Consider the following 18,676-nt stretch of genomic DNA (forward strand, 5'->3'; position numbering starts at 1 on the left):
CTTATTGCCCCACTTTCTTTAAGAGTTTATTTTGTAAGAAAGTGACCACTAAAATAATCACAAATAAAATCACTGTGGCGGCCATCGCAATTCCGGGACGCCCTGCAATGTGGAATTTGTCATAAATATAGTACACTGCGGTTGTGGCACTATTGGCAATCCCCGCACGACCACCGAATAAAGCATAAACTTGTGTATAAACTTTAAAGGCGCCAATTAAATTGACCGTTAATAAAAAGGCAATGGTCGGGACTAGTTGCGGAAACGTAATACGTCGGAAAATTTCGCCGTCTGAGGCGCCAAACATTTTTGCAATTTTAAAATGTTCTTCATCAATATTTCTCAACCCAGCCAACAAAATAATAATATTAAATGCTAAACTCGTCCAAACCCCAAAAATAATCAATGTTGGCATACTCATTTGAACATTATCTAGCCAGTTGACAGAAGGAATGCCGAAAAAGCCTAAGACGTAATTGACAATTCCATAATCGCCATTAAAGAAGTAACGGAAGACAATCCCAATGGCAATCGTACTCGTTACATAAGGCATAAAGAAAATCGTTTCAAAGAAACTCTTATGTTTAACTTTTTCAAAGATAATCCAAGCAATTGCTAGGGAAATTATCAAGGCAATCGGTACCACAGCAAATGCATAGAGCGCTGTATTTTTTAACGCTTTATAGAAGATTGGATCATTCAATACACGTTGATAATTTTCTAAACCAGCGTAGCGTTGGTTAATTAAGGAACCTTTTTGGAAGCTCATCCACAAAGAACGAAACAGCGGATAAACGCTAAACAGTAAAATGATTCCTAATGATGGCAGAAGGAAGAGCCATGCTTTTGGTTGATTTTCTGGATTGTATTTTTTCATTAGTAAACCCGGTCTCCCGCTTCGTTAAAGATAAATACTTTTTTATATGAAAAATCAAAAGATAAAGTGTCTCCTTCTTCAATCGCTTCTTCTACACTTACAATTGATTTCACTTGTTCATTTCCTAATGTAAATCGTAAAATACGTTCTCGACCAATCAATTCCACTAAATCTGTCGTTGTGGTAAAGAGACCTGTTTCAGCTGGTACCACATCTTCTGGACGAGAAGCAAACGTATATTTCCCATCAGTCATTGGTATTTTAAAGCGTGCTTGCTCAAAACGCTCAAGCGGAATTTCAAAACTTTCGTGGTACATTTTTCCGTCTTTCACTTCAACAGACAATAAATTAATAATTGGGTTACCTATGAACTGAGCAACAAATAAGTTATTTGGTTCTAAGTAAAGGTTTTGAGGTTCATCATTTTGTTGAATAACCCCTTCGTTTAATAAAATAATTTTATCACTGATTGATAGCGCTTCCTCTTGGTCGTGCGTTACAAAGATTGTTGTAATGCCTACTTCTTTCACCAAGCGGCGGATTTCTTCACGAATTTTCAAACGCAAACGTGCATCCAAGTTACTTAAGGGCTCATCTAATAATAAAACATCTGGTTTTTGAACTAACGCTCGGGTAATCGCAACACGCTGTTGTTGACCACCAGAAAGTGTGCCTGGCTTTTTATGGCTTAACTCTTCAATATTCGTTAGTTTCATATATTCTTCGGCAATAGCTTGTGCCTCTGTTTTAGGAACTTTCTTGCTCCCTACTGTCAAAGGAAACATTACGTTTTCTAGAACAGTCATATGTGGATATAAGGCATAGTTTTGAAAAACGAACCCGATGTTCCGATCTTTTGGTGCTGTTTTGACAACCGATTGCTGTCGAAACTGAATATCTCCATCACTTGGATGTAATAAACCTGCAATTAAGTTTAAAATTGTGGATTTCCCACACCCACTTGGTCCTAACAAACAAACCAAGTCCCCTTGCTCAATCGTAAAATTGACCGATTTTAACGCTTCAAACCCATTATCGAATACTTTTTTCAAGTCGATAACTTCTATCATGACCCAACCTCCAAAAAAACATTTAATAGCATACCTTTTGATTTTAACATTTATTTCTTACAACCGCGAGAGCAAAGCTGTTTCATTAAGATAAAAATAGGTAAAGTTAATGTATTTTTTATGTAAAAAATGTTGTTTTTCTGAAAAGTCTATTCACACTTTTTTTAATGCACAACAAAAAAACAGAGAATTTTTCTCTGCTTTTTTGGTTATTTTTTAGAATCTTTTTCTGATTCCTTTACAATATAAATTGGTCGTTTTTTCGTTTCTAAGAAAATTTTGCCGATATATTTGCCAATAATTCCTAAACATAATAGTTGCAAACCACCTACAAAAAGTACAATACAAACCATTGAAGGCCAGCCGCTCGTTGGATCACCATTAACTAATGTTCGAAAGATAATCACTAACATTGCTAGTGCAGAACCAATACACGAAAAGGCGCCAACGTATGAAGCAATATTCAATGGTGTTTCCGAAAAATTGACAATCCCGTCAATTGAATAACTTAATAGACTCCAGAAAGACCAAGAGGTTTCTCCAGCAATTCGTTCTCGATTTTTAAATTCAATATATTCTGTTTTAAAGCCGACCCAACTAAAAATCCCTTTTGAAAAACGATTATACTCAGATAACTCTAAAATCGCATCGACCATTTGTCGGGTCATGACACGGAAGTCACGGGCACCATCCACCATTTCCGTCTCAGCAATTCGATTAATGAGTTTATAGAACATCCGTGCAAAAAAGCTACGAATGGGCGGTTCGCCGTCTCTTGTTATGCGTCGTGTGCCAACACAATCTAAATCTGCACTGGTTTCAATCATCTCAATCATTTGAGGTAATAACTCAGGCGGGTCTTGTAAATCAACGTCCATGACTGTCACTAAGTCACCTGTTGCTTCTTTTAAACCAGCGTATAAGCCTGCTTCTTTCCCAAAATTTCGTGAAAAAGAAAGATAACGGACCTTCTCTGGATGTTCGCGATAAAGCTGTCTTAAAACAGCTAACGTCTTATCTTTTGAGCCATCATTCACAAATATATATTCTACTGAATGAGACAGTTGCTGGCTAATTTTTTCTACTTCTTCAAAAAACAGCGGAATCGCTGCTTCCTCATTATAACAAGGGACAACAATTGATAACATTTTATTTCCTCCACACTTCAGTTAATTATCATTATACCATATAATAGCCTTATTAAATAACGATATCCAACTAAAAATAACTTAAATAGAAAGAACCTGAGAAAAAATCCAAAACGATTTTTTCTCAGGCTGACTAGCGGTTAAACGAAAGCAACAGAAATAGTCCTACGCACTACTTCAGCCTCTTTTGTTTAGCACTAAAATTATTTTGTTAAATCTTCTTGGTTTGCTTCAAATTGATAACGCGGTTCATCATTCTTTTCATCATAATCAACAATCAAATCATACCCTTTAAAGAACCAATCATCTGTTTCTTCAATAAAATAGGTAATCCCATCTAGGTTCTCTTTAATCATTGGCTCATCTGGCGCTTCTACAGACATCGCAATGGAAAAACCATCATGAACAGGTGTTTTTCCGTAAATTTTTCCGAAAAAACGAATGCCTGTCTCAGGCTGAACCCCGGTTTCTTCTTTAAACCATTGTTGGGCTTTCGGTGTCACTTCTAATTTCATTCTTTGTTCCTCCTTCACATCTCTGTCGCCATTTATTGTAGCACAGCGCAGTGCTTTTAGAGAATAAAGTGCTTAGCCATTCATTTTTTCATCTAATAAATCAACGTCTGCGGTATCACCGATAACTAATAAATTGTCGTTTTCTCGAACAATTTCAGAAGCATCTGGCGAAGCAATTACTTCTGTTTTCGAGCGGCGGATCGCTACCACAGTTAAACCAAATCGCTGACGGAAATTTAATTCTGCTAAGGTTTTATTGTAAAATTTAGGATTGGTGACCCGAACCTCAGCTAATGAAAATTCGCTAGATAATTCAATATAATCTAAAATATTGCGTGAAACAAGTTTGTGAGCAATTCGAATACCCATATCCCGCTCTGGGTGAACGACCATGTCTGCCCCAATTTTATCTAAGACACGGGCATGATATTCATTGACTGCTTTGGCCAAGACATTGGGAACTCCCATCTCTTTAACCATTAGTGTCACTAAAATACTCGCTTGAATATCTTCACCAATTGCCACCACTACGTGATCAAAATTCCGAATTCCTAAAGAACGCAACGTCATTTCATCTTGGGCGTTAGCCACCACTGCATGCGTTGCAATATTCATATATTCATTGACACGGTCTTCACTGCTGTCAATGGCCAAAACTTCTTGACCAGCTTCCACCAAAGTTTGGCATATGCTGCCGCCAAAACGTCCTAAACCAATAATTGCAAAATTTTGTTTCATTTCTTCTGACCGCTCCTGTCTGTTCGTTAAAATTAGTATAACAAATCCATAAATAAATTCCTAGAAGGATTTCCTAGAATTTATTTATGGATTTATCTGATATTTATTTGGCTAAACCATGTTGAAAAGCATAAATCGCCGCTTGGGTCCGATCATCCACATCTAGTTTTGCTAAAATGTTTGAAACATGTGTTTTAACTGTTTTCAAAGTGATAAAGAGTTCATCAGCTATTTCCTGATTACTTTTACCTTGTGCAATCAACATTAAAATTTCGTGTTCCCGGTTTGTCAAATCTTCGTGCAACACCGGCTCTTGTTTTTTTGTTAACCGTTCCATCATCTTATGTGTCACTTCAGGTTCCAACACACGCTCTCCGCGATAAGTCGCCCGAATTGCATCAGCAATCTCATGTGCTGTTGATGTTTTTAATAGGTAGCCCGCTGCACCAGCTTCAATCGCCGGATACACTTTTTCATCATCAATAAAACTCGTCACAATAATAATCTTGGCTTCTGGCCAATCTTTCAAGATCGCTTTTGTTGAATCAATGCCGTCCATTTCTTCCATTACCAAATCCATCAAAATAACATCTGGACGTAGTTCCAATGCTTTTTCATAGCCAATCTTACCATTTTCTGCTTCGCCTACGACTTCTATATCCTCTTGAATAGATAAATATGATGAAACGCCTAAACGGACCATTTCATGGTCATCCACTAACATTACTTTGATCACTTGCAGTTTCCTCCTTTATGACAGGAACTTTAATTTCAACGCTGGTTCCCTGCCCTTTAAAACTAATAATTTTAACTGTACCGCCCATGCCGACAACACGTTCTCGAATATTATTTAAGCCATAACTACCGGCTTTATTACTTTGTTCCTTCATATCAAAGCCGACACCATCATCAACAATACGCAATAACACGTTTTTATCGACTTGGTGTAAGTATACCTCTAATTCCTTTGCTTTGGCATGTCTTAAGGTATTTGAAAGTAACTCCTGCACAATTCGGAAAAGATGATCCTCAATGCTGCTATTTAAATGAACATCTTCAACATCCCAAATCAATTCAATTTTAATTTTTGTTTGTAGTTCTTTCAGTAATTGTTCAATACCTTTACGCAAACTTTTTCCTTCTAGACTGATAGGACGCAAGTGCAATAGTAGCGCGCGCATTTCCGATTGGGAGGCATTAATGATTTCTGCCACCATGGCTAGTTGTTTACGATATGGTTCCGGGGTTTCTGTTCGTTGTGCTTGTTCATTTAAGGCAGACAACATCATCATGGCTGCAAAAAGTTGTTGACTGACTGAATCATGCAACTCCCGCGCCAAACGATGCCGCTCGTTCTCTAAAATTTCTTCTTTTGTTTGCCCATCCATTAATTGCGGTCGACTGTTTAATAATTGCAATTCTTTAGACATCTCTAATAATTTATTTTTAATCGACCAAATATCTTGTTCGACTTCGGTTAGATAATGGTCTTGATTTTCACTGGTCGTTGGTTTGTTTAAGACTGGACTTTCGTAATTACCGTTGGCCAATAACCGAAGTTTTTCTTCAATCCGTCCATATTGCCCTTTTTGAACCAATGAAATCAGTAAAAAGGTCAATAAGCCTATTAGTAAGGATATGAGAACAATGTGCACAATTAGTGGTAAATAAAAGACTTTTCTCTGAAGAAGCTCTAATAACCACCGGTTTTGTTTAATCGAATGAAAATATGAAAACAATGTAATTAAGATAACAATAAAGGTGCTAAGGGACGCATATAATGAAATCATGCGTCTTGAAATCCGATCGGTCATACACGGATCACCTCAACATCTCCTACTAAAGTGTTCGTCATAATTTTCAAACGACGAAGATTGGTATCATAATCATTGCTGTAAATTTTTAATGATTCGTTTTTCAATTGATATTTTTCTTCTTCAAAACGTACCGTTCCGTAAAAAGTTGAATGTTCTAACAAAATAGCTACACCTAACGGCACTAGAATTCGCGTGCGGCCAAAACCTTTACGAATAATAATAATATTGTCTTCTTTCGGTAGTAACGTATTACCTAAATCAATAATGGTGTCCCCAGAGATTAAATCAATATTGATATCGTCCCATTCATAGATATTGTTACCAATGCGTTCGTTGGCAAACCAGCGGCGTTTAAATCGTTTGCCATTTTTAGGTTCTTTTGCCGCCGTCTCCACCATAATCATTTGTTTTTTTCGCCAAGGTGCTCGCTCAGCTATATCCACGCCTGAAATCTCAAAGCCTTTTAAGCCGATAAAGAGTACGCCAAAAATCAACATAAACCAAACAGCCGTGCTGTTCATTGCACCAATGACAATAAAAACAACGCCGAGGACGAATTGAAAGTTGTTAAAATGTGTTTTAGATGCTTTCCTGGAAACGTAGGCCACAAGTAAAACGCCAATTGTTAATAAAACAGCTAATCCAGGATTATGTACAATTTGCCATAACGCCAGAATAAAAAGTAATGCTTCTGCGACGATAAAAAAGCGCCAAGGGTTATTCATAGATTTGCCTCCTCCCTCTGTCATTTATTTTACTCGTTTATTTTATTTAATCATAGTGGTTTGCGCCTCAGGTTACCATAGGACTTTAGCCCTAAATGTCCTAGATTGCGAAAGGACAGGCCTTGGAAGCTGCCTGCCCTACTCAATTATTTAGTTTGCTTCAACTTTTGTAATTTTAACTGTCATGTCGCCACCAGGTGTTGCAATAATCACTTGGTCGCCTAATTGTTTACCAATTAAGGCTTGCGCAATCGGTGAATCGTTAGAAATTTTACCAGAAAATGGATCGGCTTCGGCACTTCCTACGATTGTGTATTCCTCTTCTTCTCCATCAGGCAATTCTTGGAAAGTAACTGTTTTACCGATGGAAACTTCGTCTTGGTCCACGCCATCATTATCGATGATTTCTGCAAAACGAATCATATTTTCTAACGTTGTAATACGTCCTTCAACGAAAGCTTGTTCATCTTTAGCTGATTCATACTCTGAGTTCTCTGAAAGATCCCCAAAGCTACGAGCGATTTTAATACGCTCTACGATTTCTTTACGTTTAATTGTTTTTAATTCTTCTAGCTCTTGTTCTAATTTTTCTTTTCCTTCAAGAGTCATTGGATATACTTTTTCTACCATGTTAATTCTCCTTTTTCGCTTAACGATACGTAGTTCTTGGTTGGTTATTGAAAAAAATTCCGCTTTCAATCCACAAAAGAGTACCACGCTTTTTCTAAATTGTAAATATAATTATTGAATTTTTGTGATTTTGCTAAATTTTATTTATATAAATTTCTAGTTGCTACTCTTTCCCTCTGTTAAACAGATTACTTTTTGAGTATCTAAAAGCTTGGTGAATCATACAAAATTGATTCACCAAGCTCTTTTATGTTTTCATTTTATTCACTACTTGAATTATTGACATACTGATCTACTAATACTTGATGTTCTTCATATGTTTTTGAGAAGTAGACTTTTCCTGTAGAAATATCTGCTACAAAGTATAAATAGTCACTTGGTGTCGGATTCAAGACTGCTTTAATTGACTCCTCACTTGGGCTATCTAATGGTCCTGGTCCATAACCAGTATTTTTATACAAGTTATAAGACGAGTCCACTTCCAAGTCAGCATACGTTACAGTTTCTTTGTGTTCTCCTAGAGCATACAAAATAGAAATATCTGATTGGATTGGCATATCGGCAGCCAAGCGGTTAAAGAATACTTGCGCAATTTGTTTGCGGTCTGCTTCTTTGACTCCTTCTTTTTCAACCAATGAAGCTAACGTTAAAACTTGCTGATTGGTTAAATTCTTTGCATGAATTGTCGGCGTATATTGTTCCATTACTGTGTTCATTTTAGCAACCATCTGTTCGACAAATTCAGGAAGTGTTGCTTTTTTGTAGTAATCATAAGTTGCCGGGAACAAATAGCCTTCTAAGCGATAACGAACACCTTCTGCGGTTGCAGCACTTTCAAGTAAATCAGGATACTTAGCCTTCATTTGATTGAAGAAGTCTTCGTTTTTCATTAATGCAATGAAATCTGCTTTCTTGAAATCTGTATTTTTTTCAATAGCTTCGCCAATTTTATCTATATCGTAGCCTTCAGGAATCGTTACTTTGCCATCTGCGATTTTAGTTGGTTCTGGCGTGCCTCCTTCTTTTAGCATTTCACCAATTTCATCGAGTGTCATGCTTGGAGACATTTGATAATAGCCCGCTTGAAAATCTGTTAAGTTTTTAAATTTTACGTAGTAGTTAAAAACCATTCCGCTTTTAATGACGTTGCTTTCTTCTAAAACCGCAGCAATTTGCTTATTAGAAGATCCTTCTGGGATATGCACTTGAACAAGCTTCTTATTGTTCTTGTCTAGTGGCTGTAGCCCAGCATCTACATATTTATAAAAAGTAAACCCAAAGATTGCCATCATTAAAACCAATACAGAAACTACAATTAACACGATACGACCGACTAAACGATCTTCTTTTTTACGTGTTTGTTTTTTTGTATTTGTTGGCTTTTCGTCTGTTTCAATCGGGGTTGGCTCTTCAACTGTCTGTGTTGCCTTGTCTTTCCCACGTCTTCGAGCAGCTCTAGAACCTGCACGTGTTTGTGTTGTGCGGCTCGCTGTTTCTTGTGATTCATCAGATGAAGGTTGGGGAGACCTATCATTTTTTTCAGAGGAATCAGGTTGATCGCCATCATTTCTACCTTTTAAAGACCCAGTTACTTGATCTCTAAGCGAAGATTTGGGATCTTGGTTATTTTGGTTATCATTAGCCAAAACTAACCCTCCTTACTATTCTATCGTTTATGACTGAAACTATTATACATGAAACCTCTTTAAAATTAAATGTTTTTAATAAAAAGACCGTCATTCCCCGATAAAAAATTCATCATTGACAACGTTTAAAGCCTATGATGGCGCTTTTCTATTGAAACGATAATAAATCTTAAAATCCTCCTAAATTTATCGAAAATCCATTTTCTATTAAGAATTTTGTAGCAAAATAGCACCTAAGTCTTTAGGCGATTGTACTAGGAATGTTGCTCCCGCCTCTTGTAATTCTGTTTCTTCACCAAATCCATACAAGACACCTATACTATCTAAGCCATTTTTTTGAGCACCAAGAATGTCATGATTACGATCACCAACCATGATAATCGCTTCTTTGGTTGGATCTAATTGAGCTTCCGTTAATGCATACTGAATCACATCTGCTTTTTTAGAACGATGACCGTCCATACTCGCTCCATAGATGCCTGTAAAATAACGATCTAAATCAAAATGAGTAATAATCTTTTTAGCAAATTCTTCTGGCTTGGAAGTCGCAATGTATAACTTTGCTCCCGCTTCCTTTAACCTTGTTAACACTTCTGGAATCCCTGGATACACATGGTTTTCAAACATACCTTTTCTCTGATAATACGCTCGATAATGACCCACGGCTTGTTGCGCTGCTTCAGCTGAAGGCGCCATGTGCAAAAATGACTCATATAAAGGCGGCCCTATGAAAGAACGTAACGTCTCCTCGCTAGGAGCTGGCCAGCCTAATTGTTCTGTTGCGTACAAAATAGAACGCATAATGCCGCTACCAGAATCCGTAATTGTGCCATCTAAATCAAATAAAATCGTTTGATACATCTTCACTTCACTACTTTCTAGCATTTTTTGTCTAATTGATTCTTCAAAATAAGATACGCAAAAGAAGCACATTTTTCAGCGCTTCTCTGCCTTTTTATTTATTTTGCTGTAAACGTATCTGGTTTTTTATCTGATTGCTGCATTTCATAGGCAATGGCTTCAACGATTCGACGGCTAGCTTGACCATCCCCATACGGATTTTGTGCATGCGCCATCGCGTGGTAAGCATCAGAATCAGTCAATAATGTTTTCGCCTCTTGATAGACTACTTGTTCGTCTGTACCAACCAATTTCAATGTTCCTGCCGCTACGCCTTCTGGACGTTCTGTTGTATCTCGTAAAACTAAAACTGGCACACCTAAGGAAGGAGCTTCTTCTTGCACACCGCCAGAATCAGTTAAAATTAACGCACTTTTCGCTGCAAAATTTTGAAAATCTTTGACGTCCAATGGTTCAATTAAATGCACACGAGCTAATTCACCTAAGTGTTCCGCTACTATTTCACGGACTTTGGGATTTTTGTGCATAGGGAAAATGACTTCAATTTCTGGATGTTCCATTACAAGTCGACGAACAGCTTTAAACACATTTGCCATTGGCAGGCCTAAATTTTCACGACGATGCATTGTAATTAGCACGATGCGCTGGTCTGTAGGGATTTTTTCCAATAAATCATTTTGATAGTGGGCATCAACAGTGTACGCCATCGCGTCAATCGCTGTATTGCCAGTTACATAAATATGTTCTTCTGGATGATTTTCTTTGATTAAATTGTCCTTACTTTGAGTGGTTGGGGCAAAATAAATATCAGTTAACACATCTACCAGTTGACGATTCATTTCTTCCGGAAACGGAGAATATTTTTGCCAGGTCCGTAATCCTGCTTCCACATGTCCCACCGGAATCTGTTGATAAAAAGCAGCCAATGCAGCCGCAAATGACGTGGTTGTATCGCCATGAACCAAGACAATATCCGGCTGTTCTGTCACAAGAACCTCAGTTAATAAATTCAAAACACGACTTGTAATATCTGTTAAGGTTTGCCCATCTTTCATGATATTTAAATCATGATTCGGTGTAATTTGAAAATCTTCTAACACTTGATCCAACATTTGGCGATGTTGCGCTGTTACGACTACTACAGAGTCAAATCCTTGACTTTGCTCTTCTAAAACTTTGATTAAGGGAGCCATTTTGATTGCTTCTGGCCGTGTTCCAAAAACCGTCATTACTTTAATTTTCTTCATCATTTTCCTCCTAATTCTATGTTAGTTTCGGGTATTTTTGTTGGCGAAATTCTTCTGCTCGTTGAATATAATGTAAGGCGTTCGTATGATTACTAGCTATTTCTGCTGCCGTTAACGGACGGATAACCTTCGCTGGTCGACCAAATGCTAAAACATTTGGCGGGATAATTTTGCCTTCTGTCACTAAAGAGCCCGCACCAATCAGGCTGTTTTCTCCAATAATGGCGTTATTTAGAATGGTTGAACCCATGCCAATCAAAGCACCATCACCGATTTTACAACCGTGTAACATGCATTGATGGCCCACCGTTACATACTTGCCTACAATTGTCGGGGCATCTTCATCAACATGAATAATCGTGCCATCTTGAATATTACTACCTTCACCAATGGTAATTGTGTTACTGTCACCTCTTAAGACCGACTGAAACCAAATATTACTATCCTTCGCTAGTTGTACGTTTCCATAGACATCTGCACTAGCAGCAATAAAATATTCTTTTTTCAAACTCTGTCACCTCTTTTCATTAAGTATAGACAAGAATTCCTCACTTTCATAGTAAAAAAGACAAGAAAAGAGCGTGGGACAAAAATCACTTTGGATTTTTGCTCCACGCTCAAAAACTGATAAACGGCGGGAACAAAAGCAACTCCTTCGGAAATAAGCCGGAATTCTCCAAAAATTACAGAACAATTTTCGGAAATTCCTTCTTATTTCTCGGAGTTAAACGCTTCTGTCCCGACCTCTTTTTATTCCTCATAGTCGCCTTCTTCAGCAAATTGACTATTGTATAGTTTTTCATAGAAGCCACCTTGTTTCAGCAACTCATGATGCGTACCTTTTTCAATGATTTTTCCTTGTTTCATAACAAGAATTAAATCAGCTTCACGAATAGTTGATAGGCGGTGGGCAATAACGAAACTCGTTCGTCCTTCCATAACACGATCCATTGCTTTTTGAATTAAGGCTTCCAAGCGTGTATCGACTGAACTAGTCGCCTCATCTAAAATCAAAATTTTCGGATCAGAAATTACCGCTCGGGCAATGGTCAACAATTGTTTTTGACCAAGGGAAACGTTATCTCCCTCAGAATTGATTTCCATTTCATACCCGTCTGGCATTGTCCGAATGAAGTGATCCACATTGGCCGTTTTCGCTGCATCCACAACTTCATAATCCGTGGCATCCAACTTCCCAAAACGAATATTATCTGCAATGGTACCTTTATACAACCAAGCATCTTGCAATACCATTCCAAATACAGAACGGACATCACTACGGTTCATTTTTTTCGTGTCAATACCATCAATTTTAATGGCGCCTTCCGTTACATCATAAAAACGCATCAGTAAGTTGATTAAGGTTGTTTTCCCAGCGCCAGTTGGTCCCACAATCGCAACCATTTGGCCCGCATCAACTTTAAAGTTCAAATTACGAATTAACGGTTTTTCTGGGTCATAACTAAAGCTGACATTTTCAAATTCAACAGAGCCTAAAATAGGTTCTGGTAAAGGAACATCTTGTTCGTTAAGTTCTTCTTCTGGTTCATCTAGGATTTCAAAAATCCGCATGGTCGAAGCTGAAGCGCTTTGTAAAGCTGCAGACAACTGCGTAATATTCCCCATTGGTTGGCTAATTTGCCAAATATATTGAATAAACGCTTGTAATTGCCCCACTACGATCACACCAGCAACCACATAGTAACTACCAAGGACAGCTACCCCGATATAGGTCCCATAAGCGGTCATCTGAACCAATGGCAACATTAATCCTGAGATAAAGGATGCTTTGAAACCAAAACCATTTAAACGATGATTAACTTGTTTAAAGCCTTCAAGGGTTTCTTTTTCCCGACCATATAGTTTTAAAACACTGAACCCAGTCATATTTTCTTGGACATAACCATTTAAGTCTCCTAAAGAATTTTGCATTCCTTGGAAATATTTCTGGGAGATTTTAACAATTGTTCTTGAAATAATCAGAGACAACGGAATCATAATCACTGAAAAAATCGCCATCAGCGGATTGATTAAGAACATCATTACTACCGCCATCACAATACCTAAGACTGCTGAAACAATATTGATAAAACTTTGTTGCATCGCATTGCTGACAGCATCCACATCGTTCGTCACCCGTGACAAAATATTTCCTTGTTGGTTCTTATCAAAATAAGAAACTGGCAAACGATTGATTTTTTCTTCAATATCGCGACGTAAATCGCGCATGGATTGTTGAACGACATTCGTCATTAAAAAGCCTGACAAAAATTGTGCCACACAATAACCTGTTCCCACAACTAAAATCCAAATTAAACATTGGATTACATAATCAAAATTAATGGATTCGCCAGCCGCAATATTACGGCTAATTTCTGTCGTTGGTAATCCAGTCAAATAAGGCAACGCTGCATTAAAGGCAACGGTTAATATTGTAAATAAAATAACTAAATAAAACGTCACTCGGTACGGTTTAATATAGCGACCGATTCGTTTCATAGAAGAAAAGGCGTGTTTCATGCTAATTCCTCCTCTGACAATTGAGAAGCCGCAATATCATAGTAAATTGGACAAGTCTCAAGTAATTCACGATGTGTGCCAATTCCGACCACGTCGCCTTCGTTTAAAACAACAATGCGGTCCGCATGCATAATTGTTCCAACACGTTGTGCCACAATTAAAACAGTGGATTCTGTTGTTTCTTTTTTCAGACGCGCTCGTAAATTTGCATCTGTTTGATAATCTAACGCAGAAAAACTATCATCAAATATATAAATTTCCGGATTGCGAATAATCGCCCGTGCGATAGCTAAACGTTGTTTTTGACCACCAGAAAAGTTCGTGCCACCTTCTGAAAGAGGTTCATCATAGCCTTGCGGTTTTTGTGAAACAAATTCTGTAGCTTGAGCAATGTCAATTGCTCGTTCCATTTCTTCTAACGTCGCATCTTCCTTACCGTAGCGAAGGTTATCAGCAATTGTACCAGTAAAAAGTAACGCTTTTTGTGGAATATAGCCGATCTTATTGCGTAATGCACTAAGTTGGTACTCTTTTACATTCACTCCATCGATTAAAATTTCACCTTCTGATACATCATAAAACCGTGGAATCAATTGAATTAATGTTGATTTTCCACTACCTGTGCTCCCAATAAAGGCCACTGTTTCACCAGGTGATGCCTTAAAACTTACATTGCGGATAACTGGGCTTTCCGCATGTCCAGGATAGGCAAAGGTTACATTTTTAAACTCTAGATAGCCTTTAGTAGCTGTTTCTGTTACGCCTTCTTCTTCACGAATAGCTGGTTCCATATCTAAGGCTTCTTGAATCCGTGAAGCCGAAACCGCAGCCCGTGGATACATCATAAAGACACTGGCAAATAACATAAACGAGAACAGCGCATGAAAAATATATTCAATAAAAGCAATTAAATTCCCAACTTCTAAATCCCCATGGCTGATTTGAACAGTCCCGCTCCAAATGATTAAGACCATTACAATATTAAATAAGAAAAAGAACCCTGGTTGGGCTGCTGCCATTAAACGAAACAGGCTTTTTGAACTTTTAGTGTAAGTTTCATTAACTTTATTAAAACGAGATTCTTCAAATTTTTCATTAACAAATGCGCGTATTACCCGCAATCCAGAAAGATTTTCTCTTAAAATCCCATTGATTCCATCTAAGTTCTTTTGTTGCTTTTTAGATAACGGTTCTGACAAACGAGCAATTCCGACAACTGCTAACAGCAGAAAAGGTAAGGCACCTAAAACGTACATTCCTAACGACGGACTCGTTCGCATCACCATGTAAAGACTGGCAATAAACATCACTGGCGTCATAAAGCCAAGACGTAAAATATTTCCCATGAAGAGCATAATTTGGTATGCATCATTGGTAGTTCGCGTAATTAAGGAAGAAACCCCAATACTTTCATATTCACTGTGTGAGAAAGTTTGAATCTTTTCAAATAAATCATCACGAATATCACGAACAATGTTTGTTGTAATTCTGGCACCAAAGTACCCCAGCAAAATATTCATTGCGACACCAATAATCGTAATTACAACCATCCAAATCCCTTGCTGATAAATATAGTCCATATCTTTAGGAATAATTCCTTTGTCAATCATTCGCGCTAAAATGGTCGGCAAGCCTAATTCAATCAAAATAAAACCAAACACACAAATAAAATCAGCAAAAAGTAATTTCTTATAACGCATTGTGTAACGCCACATTAACTTCAATTAATCATCTCCTTCTTATCTTACTTTAAATTTTCTAGTACCCCCACTGTATCAAAAAGAAATCGGTAATACAAGCTGTCTGGCTAGAAAAAACAGCCTTTCTCTTTCTATCCTTTCTCTTTTAGATTTTCTAAAAAATAGATAATTTTAATGATTTACTTATACGATTAAAATTGCTACTTCCTTTTGATTGTGCCATAATTGGGAAAAACTGAAAGGACCCTTTGAATGAAAAAATTATTCTTCATTTTTCTCGGTTCCTGTACGTTTGCTTTAGGCACGTTAGGAATCTTTTTGCCGCTTTTACCCACCACTGGTTTTTATTTATTAACGGCCTTTTTTTGGATGCGTAGTTCAGATAAACTTTATAACAAATTTTTAGCTTCTTCTTATTATCAAAAATATATCCAAGAAGCCTTCTTTGAGAAAAAAATTACTCGTAAAGGTAAATGGAAACTATTTATTTCCATGTTTCTTTTATTTGCCATTCCGTGTTTAATTGTCCGAAATACGTTGATGACTACGACTTTAGCGATTGTTTATTTAGCCCACGTGATCGGCTTAAGTTGGTATTGGCGTCCTAAAAAAAAGGCACTCGAACTTGATCAAGAATAAGGTGAAACAAGAAGTTTGTTTTTTTTAAAAGTCCAGTGAGTGTTTCTATACTTCCTTATCATTCTATGATAAAATAAGCTTAATTGTTGTTATTCACAACACACGGGACGGTTGAAAAAAGAACACATAAAATCAAATACCCAGAATGAAGCAAAGTCGAGGCTTCATTTCATCATTAACAGATGTTTTTGATGAGCATTCTTTTTTAGGTGATCAGCACCTCGTTTTGTTGTGTTTAATTTTCTGTCTTAAAATGAAAAAAACTATAAATTGCTACTATTAGTAGCTGAAGGAGAAATGAATCGATGATTTACAAAGTATACTATCAAGAAACAAAAATCAGAAACCCAAAAAGAGAAGACACAAAATCTCTTTACATGGAAGCCGATAGCGATGTAATCGTGCGCCAATTAGTTGAAGAAAATACCCCATACAATATCGAATACGTTCAATTATTAGACGAAAAACATCTTGCTTACGAGCAAGAACATGCGGACTTCACTCTAACGGAGTTTTAACATGAAAGTAAACATAAAAAATAACGAAACTGGCGTTTTTGCAATCGGTGGTTTAGGCGAAATTGGAAAAAACACATATGGGGTACAATTCCAAGATGAAATTATCATTATTGATGCTGGGATCAAATTCCCAGAAGATGATTTACTTGGGATTGACTACGTGATTCCAGATTATAGCTACATCGTTCAAAATTTGCATAAAGTCAAAGCACTCGTTATTACCCACGGTCATGAAGACCATATTGGTGGCGTTCCTTATCTTTTACGTCAAGCGAATATCCCAATCTATGCGGGACCACTAGCCTTGGCTTTAATTACCAACAAACTAGATGAACATGGTTTATTGCGAGAAGCGGAATTACACGAAATTAATGAAGATACAGTGATTCGTTTTAGAAAAACAGCGATTAGCTTTTTCCGGACGACTCACAGTATTCCTGATGCCTTGGGCGTTGTGGTTAAAACGCCTTCTGGTAACATTGTCGCAACAGGTGACTTTAAGTTTGACTTTACACCCGTTGGCGAGCCAGCTAACTTGCACAGAATGGCGAAATTAGGTGAAGAAGGCGTCCTTTGTCTTCTTTCAGACAGTACCAATGCTGAAATACCCACCTTTACAAAATCCGAAAAAACAATTGGGACCTCTATTTTAAAAATCTTTGAAAAAATTGATGGTCGGATTATCTTTGCCAGTTTTGCTTCAAACATTTTCCGTTTACAACAAGCTGCTGATGCAGCCGTGAAAACCGGTCGCAAAATTGCTGTTTTTGGTCGTAGCATGGAAAATGCCATTGTCAATGGCGAACGCTTAGGCTACATCAAAGTGCCAAAAGGAACGTTTGTCGATGCGGCGGAACTGAATCAATTGCCAGCAAATGAAACAATGATTTTATGTACTGGCTCTCAAGGAGAACCTATGGCCGCGCTTAGTCGGATTGCTAACGGTACACATCGCCAAATTAGTATTCAACCAGGCGATACGGTTGTTTTCTCAAGTTCACCAATTCCTGGGAATACGACAAGCGTTAACCGTTTAATCAACTTATTATCTGAAGCCGGTGCAGAAGTTATCCACGGAAAAATCAATAATATCCATACTTCTGGTCACGGTGGACAAGAAGAGCAAAAATTAATGCTTCGTTTGATGAAGCCTAAATATTTCATGCCTGTTCATGGTGAATTTAGAATGTTAAAAATCCATGCTTCGCTCGCTCAAGATACAGGGGTTCCTGAAGAAAATTGCTTTATCATGGGCAACGGCGATGTCTTAGCTTTAACGGCTGATAGCGCACGCCCTGCTGGTCACTTCAACGCTAATGACGTGTACGTTGATGGAAATGGTGTCGGTGATATCGGGAATGTTGTTTTACGGGATCGTCGTATCTTATCTGAAGAAGGTTTAGTTTTAGCGGTAGCAACAGTTGATATTAAAAATAAAGAAATTATGGCTGGTCCAGACATTCTTTCCCGTGGTTTTGTCTACATGCGTGAGTCTGGTGATATGATTCATGAAGGCCAACGTCTTTTATTCAATGCTCTACGTGAAGCAATGAAAGATAAAAACTGTACCGAAGCAAAATTAGGCGAAGCCATGACGACCGCTTTACAGCCTTTCTTGTTTGAACAAACAGAACGTCATCCAATGATTCTGCCAATGATTATGACTGCCACAGTTAGTGATCAATAAAGCTCTCATTTAATAGAGAAGAAAAATGCTTGTCCATTTTTCTTCTCTATTTTTTCTAACAAAAAAACACCTAACGCATGTTAGGTGTTTTTGGATTATTTTTTATTAGTTTTTTTCTACGTTAACTGCTTGAGGGCCACGGTCTGAATCTTCAACATCAAAAGTCACTGCTTGACCTTCTTCTAAAGTTTTGAAACCATCACCTTGGATAGCTGAGAAGTGTACGAATACGTCGCTTCCGTCTTCGCGTGAGATAAACCCAAAACCTTTTTCTGCGTTAAACCATTTTACTGTTCCTTGTTCCATTCTTTTGTTCCTCCTCGTGCATTTGCACATAA

At 37.6% G+C, this 18,676-nt stretch carries 19 protein-coding genes; 3 read left to right on the plus strand and 16 right to left on the minus strand.

Translation table 11 applies throughout. The features are described from left to right. Nucleotide 1: 1 nt before the first annotated feature. The 15 genes from IGL36_RS11320 to efrA form a co-directional block, all read right to left on the minus strand. Nucleotides 2-877, minus strand: a complete 876-nt coding sequence (locus IGL36_RS11320; RefSeq protein WP_002355143.1) for a carbohydrate ABC transporter permease — start codon at nt 875-877, stop codon at nt 2-4. Beyond that, the gene (locus IGL36_RS11325) at nt 877-1,947 is read right to left on the minus strand and encodes an ABC transporter ATP-binding protein (RefSeq protein ID WP_002397648.1); all 1,071 of its coding nucleotides are present in this window, start codon (nt 1,945-1,947) and stop codon (nt 877-879) included. Before IGL36_RS11325 ends, IGL36_RS11320 begins: the two co-directional genes overlap by 1 nt. A 209-nt stretch (nt 1,948-2,156) precedes the next feature. After that, nucleotides 2,157-3,095 (minus strand): glycosyltransferase family 2 protein, encoded by a 939-nt coding sequence (locus tag IGL36_RS11330; RefSeq protein WP_002365181.1) that lies wholly within the window; start codon nt 3,093-3,095, stop codon nt 2,157-2,159. A gap of 203 nt (nt 3,096-3,298) precedes the next feature. Continuing rightward, the gene (locus IGL36_RS11335; RefSeq protein WP_002355140.1) at nt 3,299-3,628 is read right to left on the minus strand and encodes a HesB/YadR/YfhF family protein; all 330 of its coding nucleotides are present in this window, start codon (nt 3,626-3,628) and stop codon (nt 3,299-3,301) included. 54 nt (nt 3,629-3,682) lie between these two features. Further along, the gene (locus IGL36_RS11340) at nt 3,683-4,348 is read right to left on the minus strand and encodes a potassium channel family protein (RefSeq protein ID WP_002355139.1); all 666 of its coding nucleotides are present in this window, start codon (nt 4,346-4,348) and stop codon (nt 3,683-3,685) included. 103 nt (nt 4,349-4,451) lie between these two features. Further along, nucleotides 4,452-5,084: a response regulator gene (locus IGL36_RS11345; protein ID WP_002355137.1), complete on the minus strand. Its 633-nt coding sequence runs from the start codon at nt 5,082-5,084 to the stop codon at nt 4,452-4,454. Beyond that, nucleotides 5,059-6,162, minus strand: a complete 1,104-nt coding sequence (locus IGL36_RS11350; protein WP_002365182.1) for a sensor histidine kinase — start codon at nt 6,160-6,162, stop codon at nt 5,059-5,061. The genes IGL36_RS11345 and IGL36_RS11350 overlap by 26 nt, the downstream gene beginning before the upstream one ends. Further along, the gene (liaF, locus tag IGL36_RS11355; protein ID WP_002381168.1) at nt 6,159-6,890 is read right to left on the minus strand and encodes a cell wall-active antibiotics response protein LiaF; all 732 of its coding nucleotides are present in this window, start codon (nt 6,888-6,890) and stop codon (nt 6,159-6,161) included. Before liaF ends, IGL36_RS11350 begins: the two co-directional genes overlap by 4 nt. Before the next feature lie 150 nt (nt 6,891-7,040). After that, nucleotides 7,041-7,520 (minus strand): transcription elongation factor GreA, encoded by a 480-nt coding sequence (gene greA, locus IGL36_RS11360; RefSeq protein WP_002355133.1) that lies wholly within the window; start codon nt 7,518-7,520, stop codon nt 7,041-7,043. A 260-nt stretch (nt 7,521-7,780) separates the two neighbouring features. Continuing rightward, nucleotides 7,781-9,166, minus strand: a complete 1,386-nt coding sequence (gene mltG, locus IGL36_RS11365; protein ID WP_002397646.1) for an endolytic transglycosylase MltG — start codon at nt 9,164-9,166, stop codon at nt 7,781-7,783. A 207-nt stretch (nt 9,167-9,373) separates the two neighbouring features. Next, on the minus strand, nt 9,374-10,051 hold the full coding sequence (locus IGL36_RS11370; RefSeq protein ID WP_025189665.1) for an HAD family hydrolase: 678 nt from the start codon (nt 10,049-10,051) through the stop codon (nt 9,374-9,376). 74 nt (nt 10,052-10,125) lie between these two features. Further along, nucleotides 10,126-11,277 (minus strand): non-hydrolyzing UDP-N-acetylglucosamine 2-epimerase, encoded by a 1,152-nt coding sequence (gene wecB / locus IGL36_RS11375; protein WP_002402063.1) that lies wholly within the window; start codon nt 11,275-11,277, stop codon nt 10,126-10,128. Nucleotides 11,278-11,290: 13 nt separating this feature from the next. Beyond that, nucleotides 11,291-11,782, minus strand: a complete 492-nt coding sequence (locus tag IGL36_RS11380; protein ID WP_002355129.1) for a gamma carbonic anhydrase family protein — start codon at nt 11,780-11,782, stop codon at nt 11,291-11,293. A 242-nt stretch (nt 11,783-12,024) separates the two neighbouring features. Continuing rightward, entirely contained in the window at nt 12,025-13,794 is a 1,770-nt protein-coding gene (gene efrB / locus IGL36_RS11385) for a multidrug efflux ABC transporter subunit EfrB (RefSeq protein WP_002397643.1), read from the minus strand. Beyond that, nucleotides 13,791-15,518, minus strand: coding sequence for a multidrug efflux ABC transporter subunit EfrA (efrA, locus tag IGL36_RS11390; protein WP_010717186.1), 1,728 nt, complete (start codon nt 15,516-15,518; stop codon nt 13,791-13,793). The genes efrB and efrA overlap by 4 nt, the downstream gene beginning before the upstream one ends. Before the next feature lie 228 nt (nt 15,519-15,746). Here efrA and IGL36_RS11395 point away from each other — a divergent pair, with 228 nt between their 5' ends. From IGL36_RS11395 to rnjA, 3 genes are all read left to right on the plus strand, one after another. Further along, a complete protein-coding gene (locus IGL36_RS11395; RefSeq protein WP_002355126.1) occupies nt 15,747-16,133 on the plus strand; it encodes a YbaN family protein in 387 nt (128 codons plus the stop codon). A gap of 305 nt (nt 16,134-16,438) precedes the next feature. Continuing rightward, nucleotides 16,439-16,651, plus strand: coding sequence for a DNA-directed RNA polymerase subunit epsilon (locus IGL36_RS11400; RefSeq protein WP_002355123.1), 213 nt, complete (start codon nt 16,439-16,441; stop codon nt 16,649-16,651). Between the two features lies 1 nt (nt 16,652). Continuing rightward, a complete protein-coding gene (gene rnjA, locus IGL36_RS11405) occupies nt 16,653-18,338 on the plus strand; it encodes a ribonuclease J1 (protein WP_002355122.1) in 1,686 nt (561 codons plus the stop codon). Between the two features lie 105 nt (nt 18,339-18,443). Here rnjA and IGL36_RS11410 read toward each other — a convergent pair whose 3' ends face one another. Then, nucleotides 18,444-18,644 (minus strand): cold-shock protein, encoded by a 201-nt coding sequence (locus IGL36_RS11410; protein WP_002355121.1) that lies wholly within the window; start codon nt 18,642-18,644, stop codon nt 18,444-18,446. Nucleotides 18,645-18,676: the final 32 nt, after the last annotated feature.

The sequence above is a fragment of the Enterococcus sp. AZ011 genome (genome assembly GCF_050548355.1).
Taxonomy (GTDB): domain Bacteria; phylum Bacillota; class Bacilli; order Lactobacillales; family Enterococcaceae; genus Enterococcus; species Enterococcus faecalis.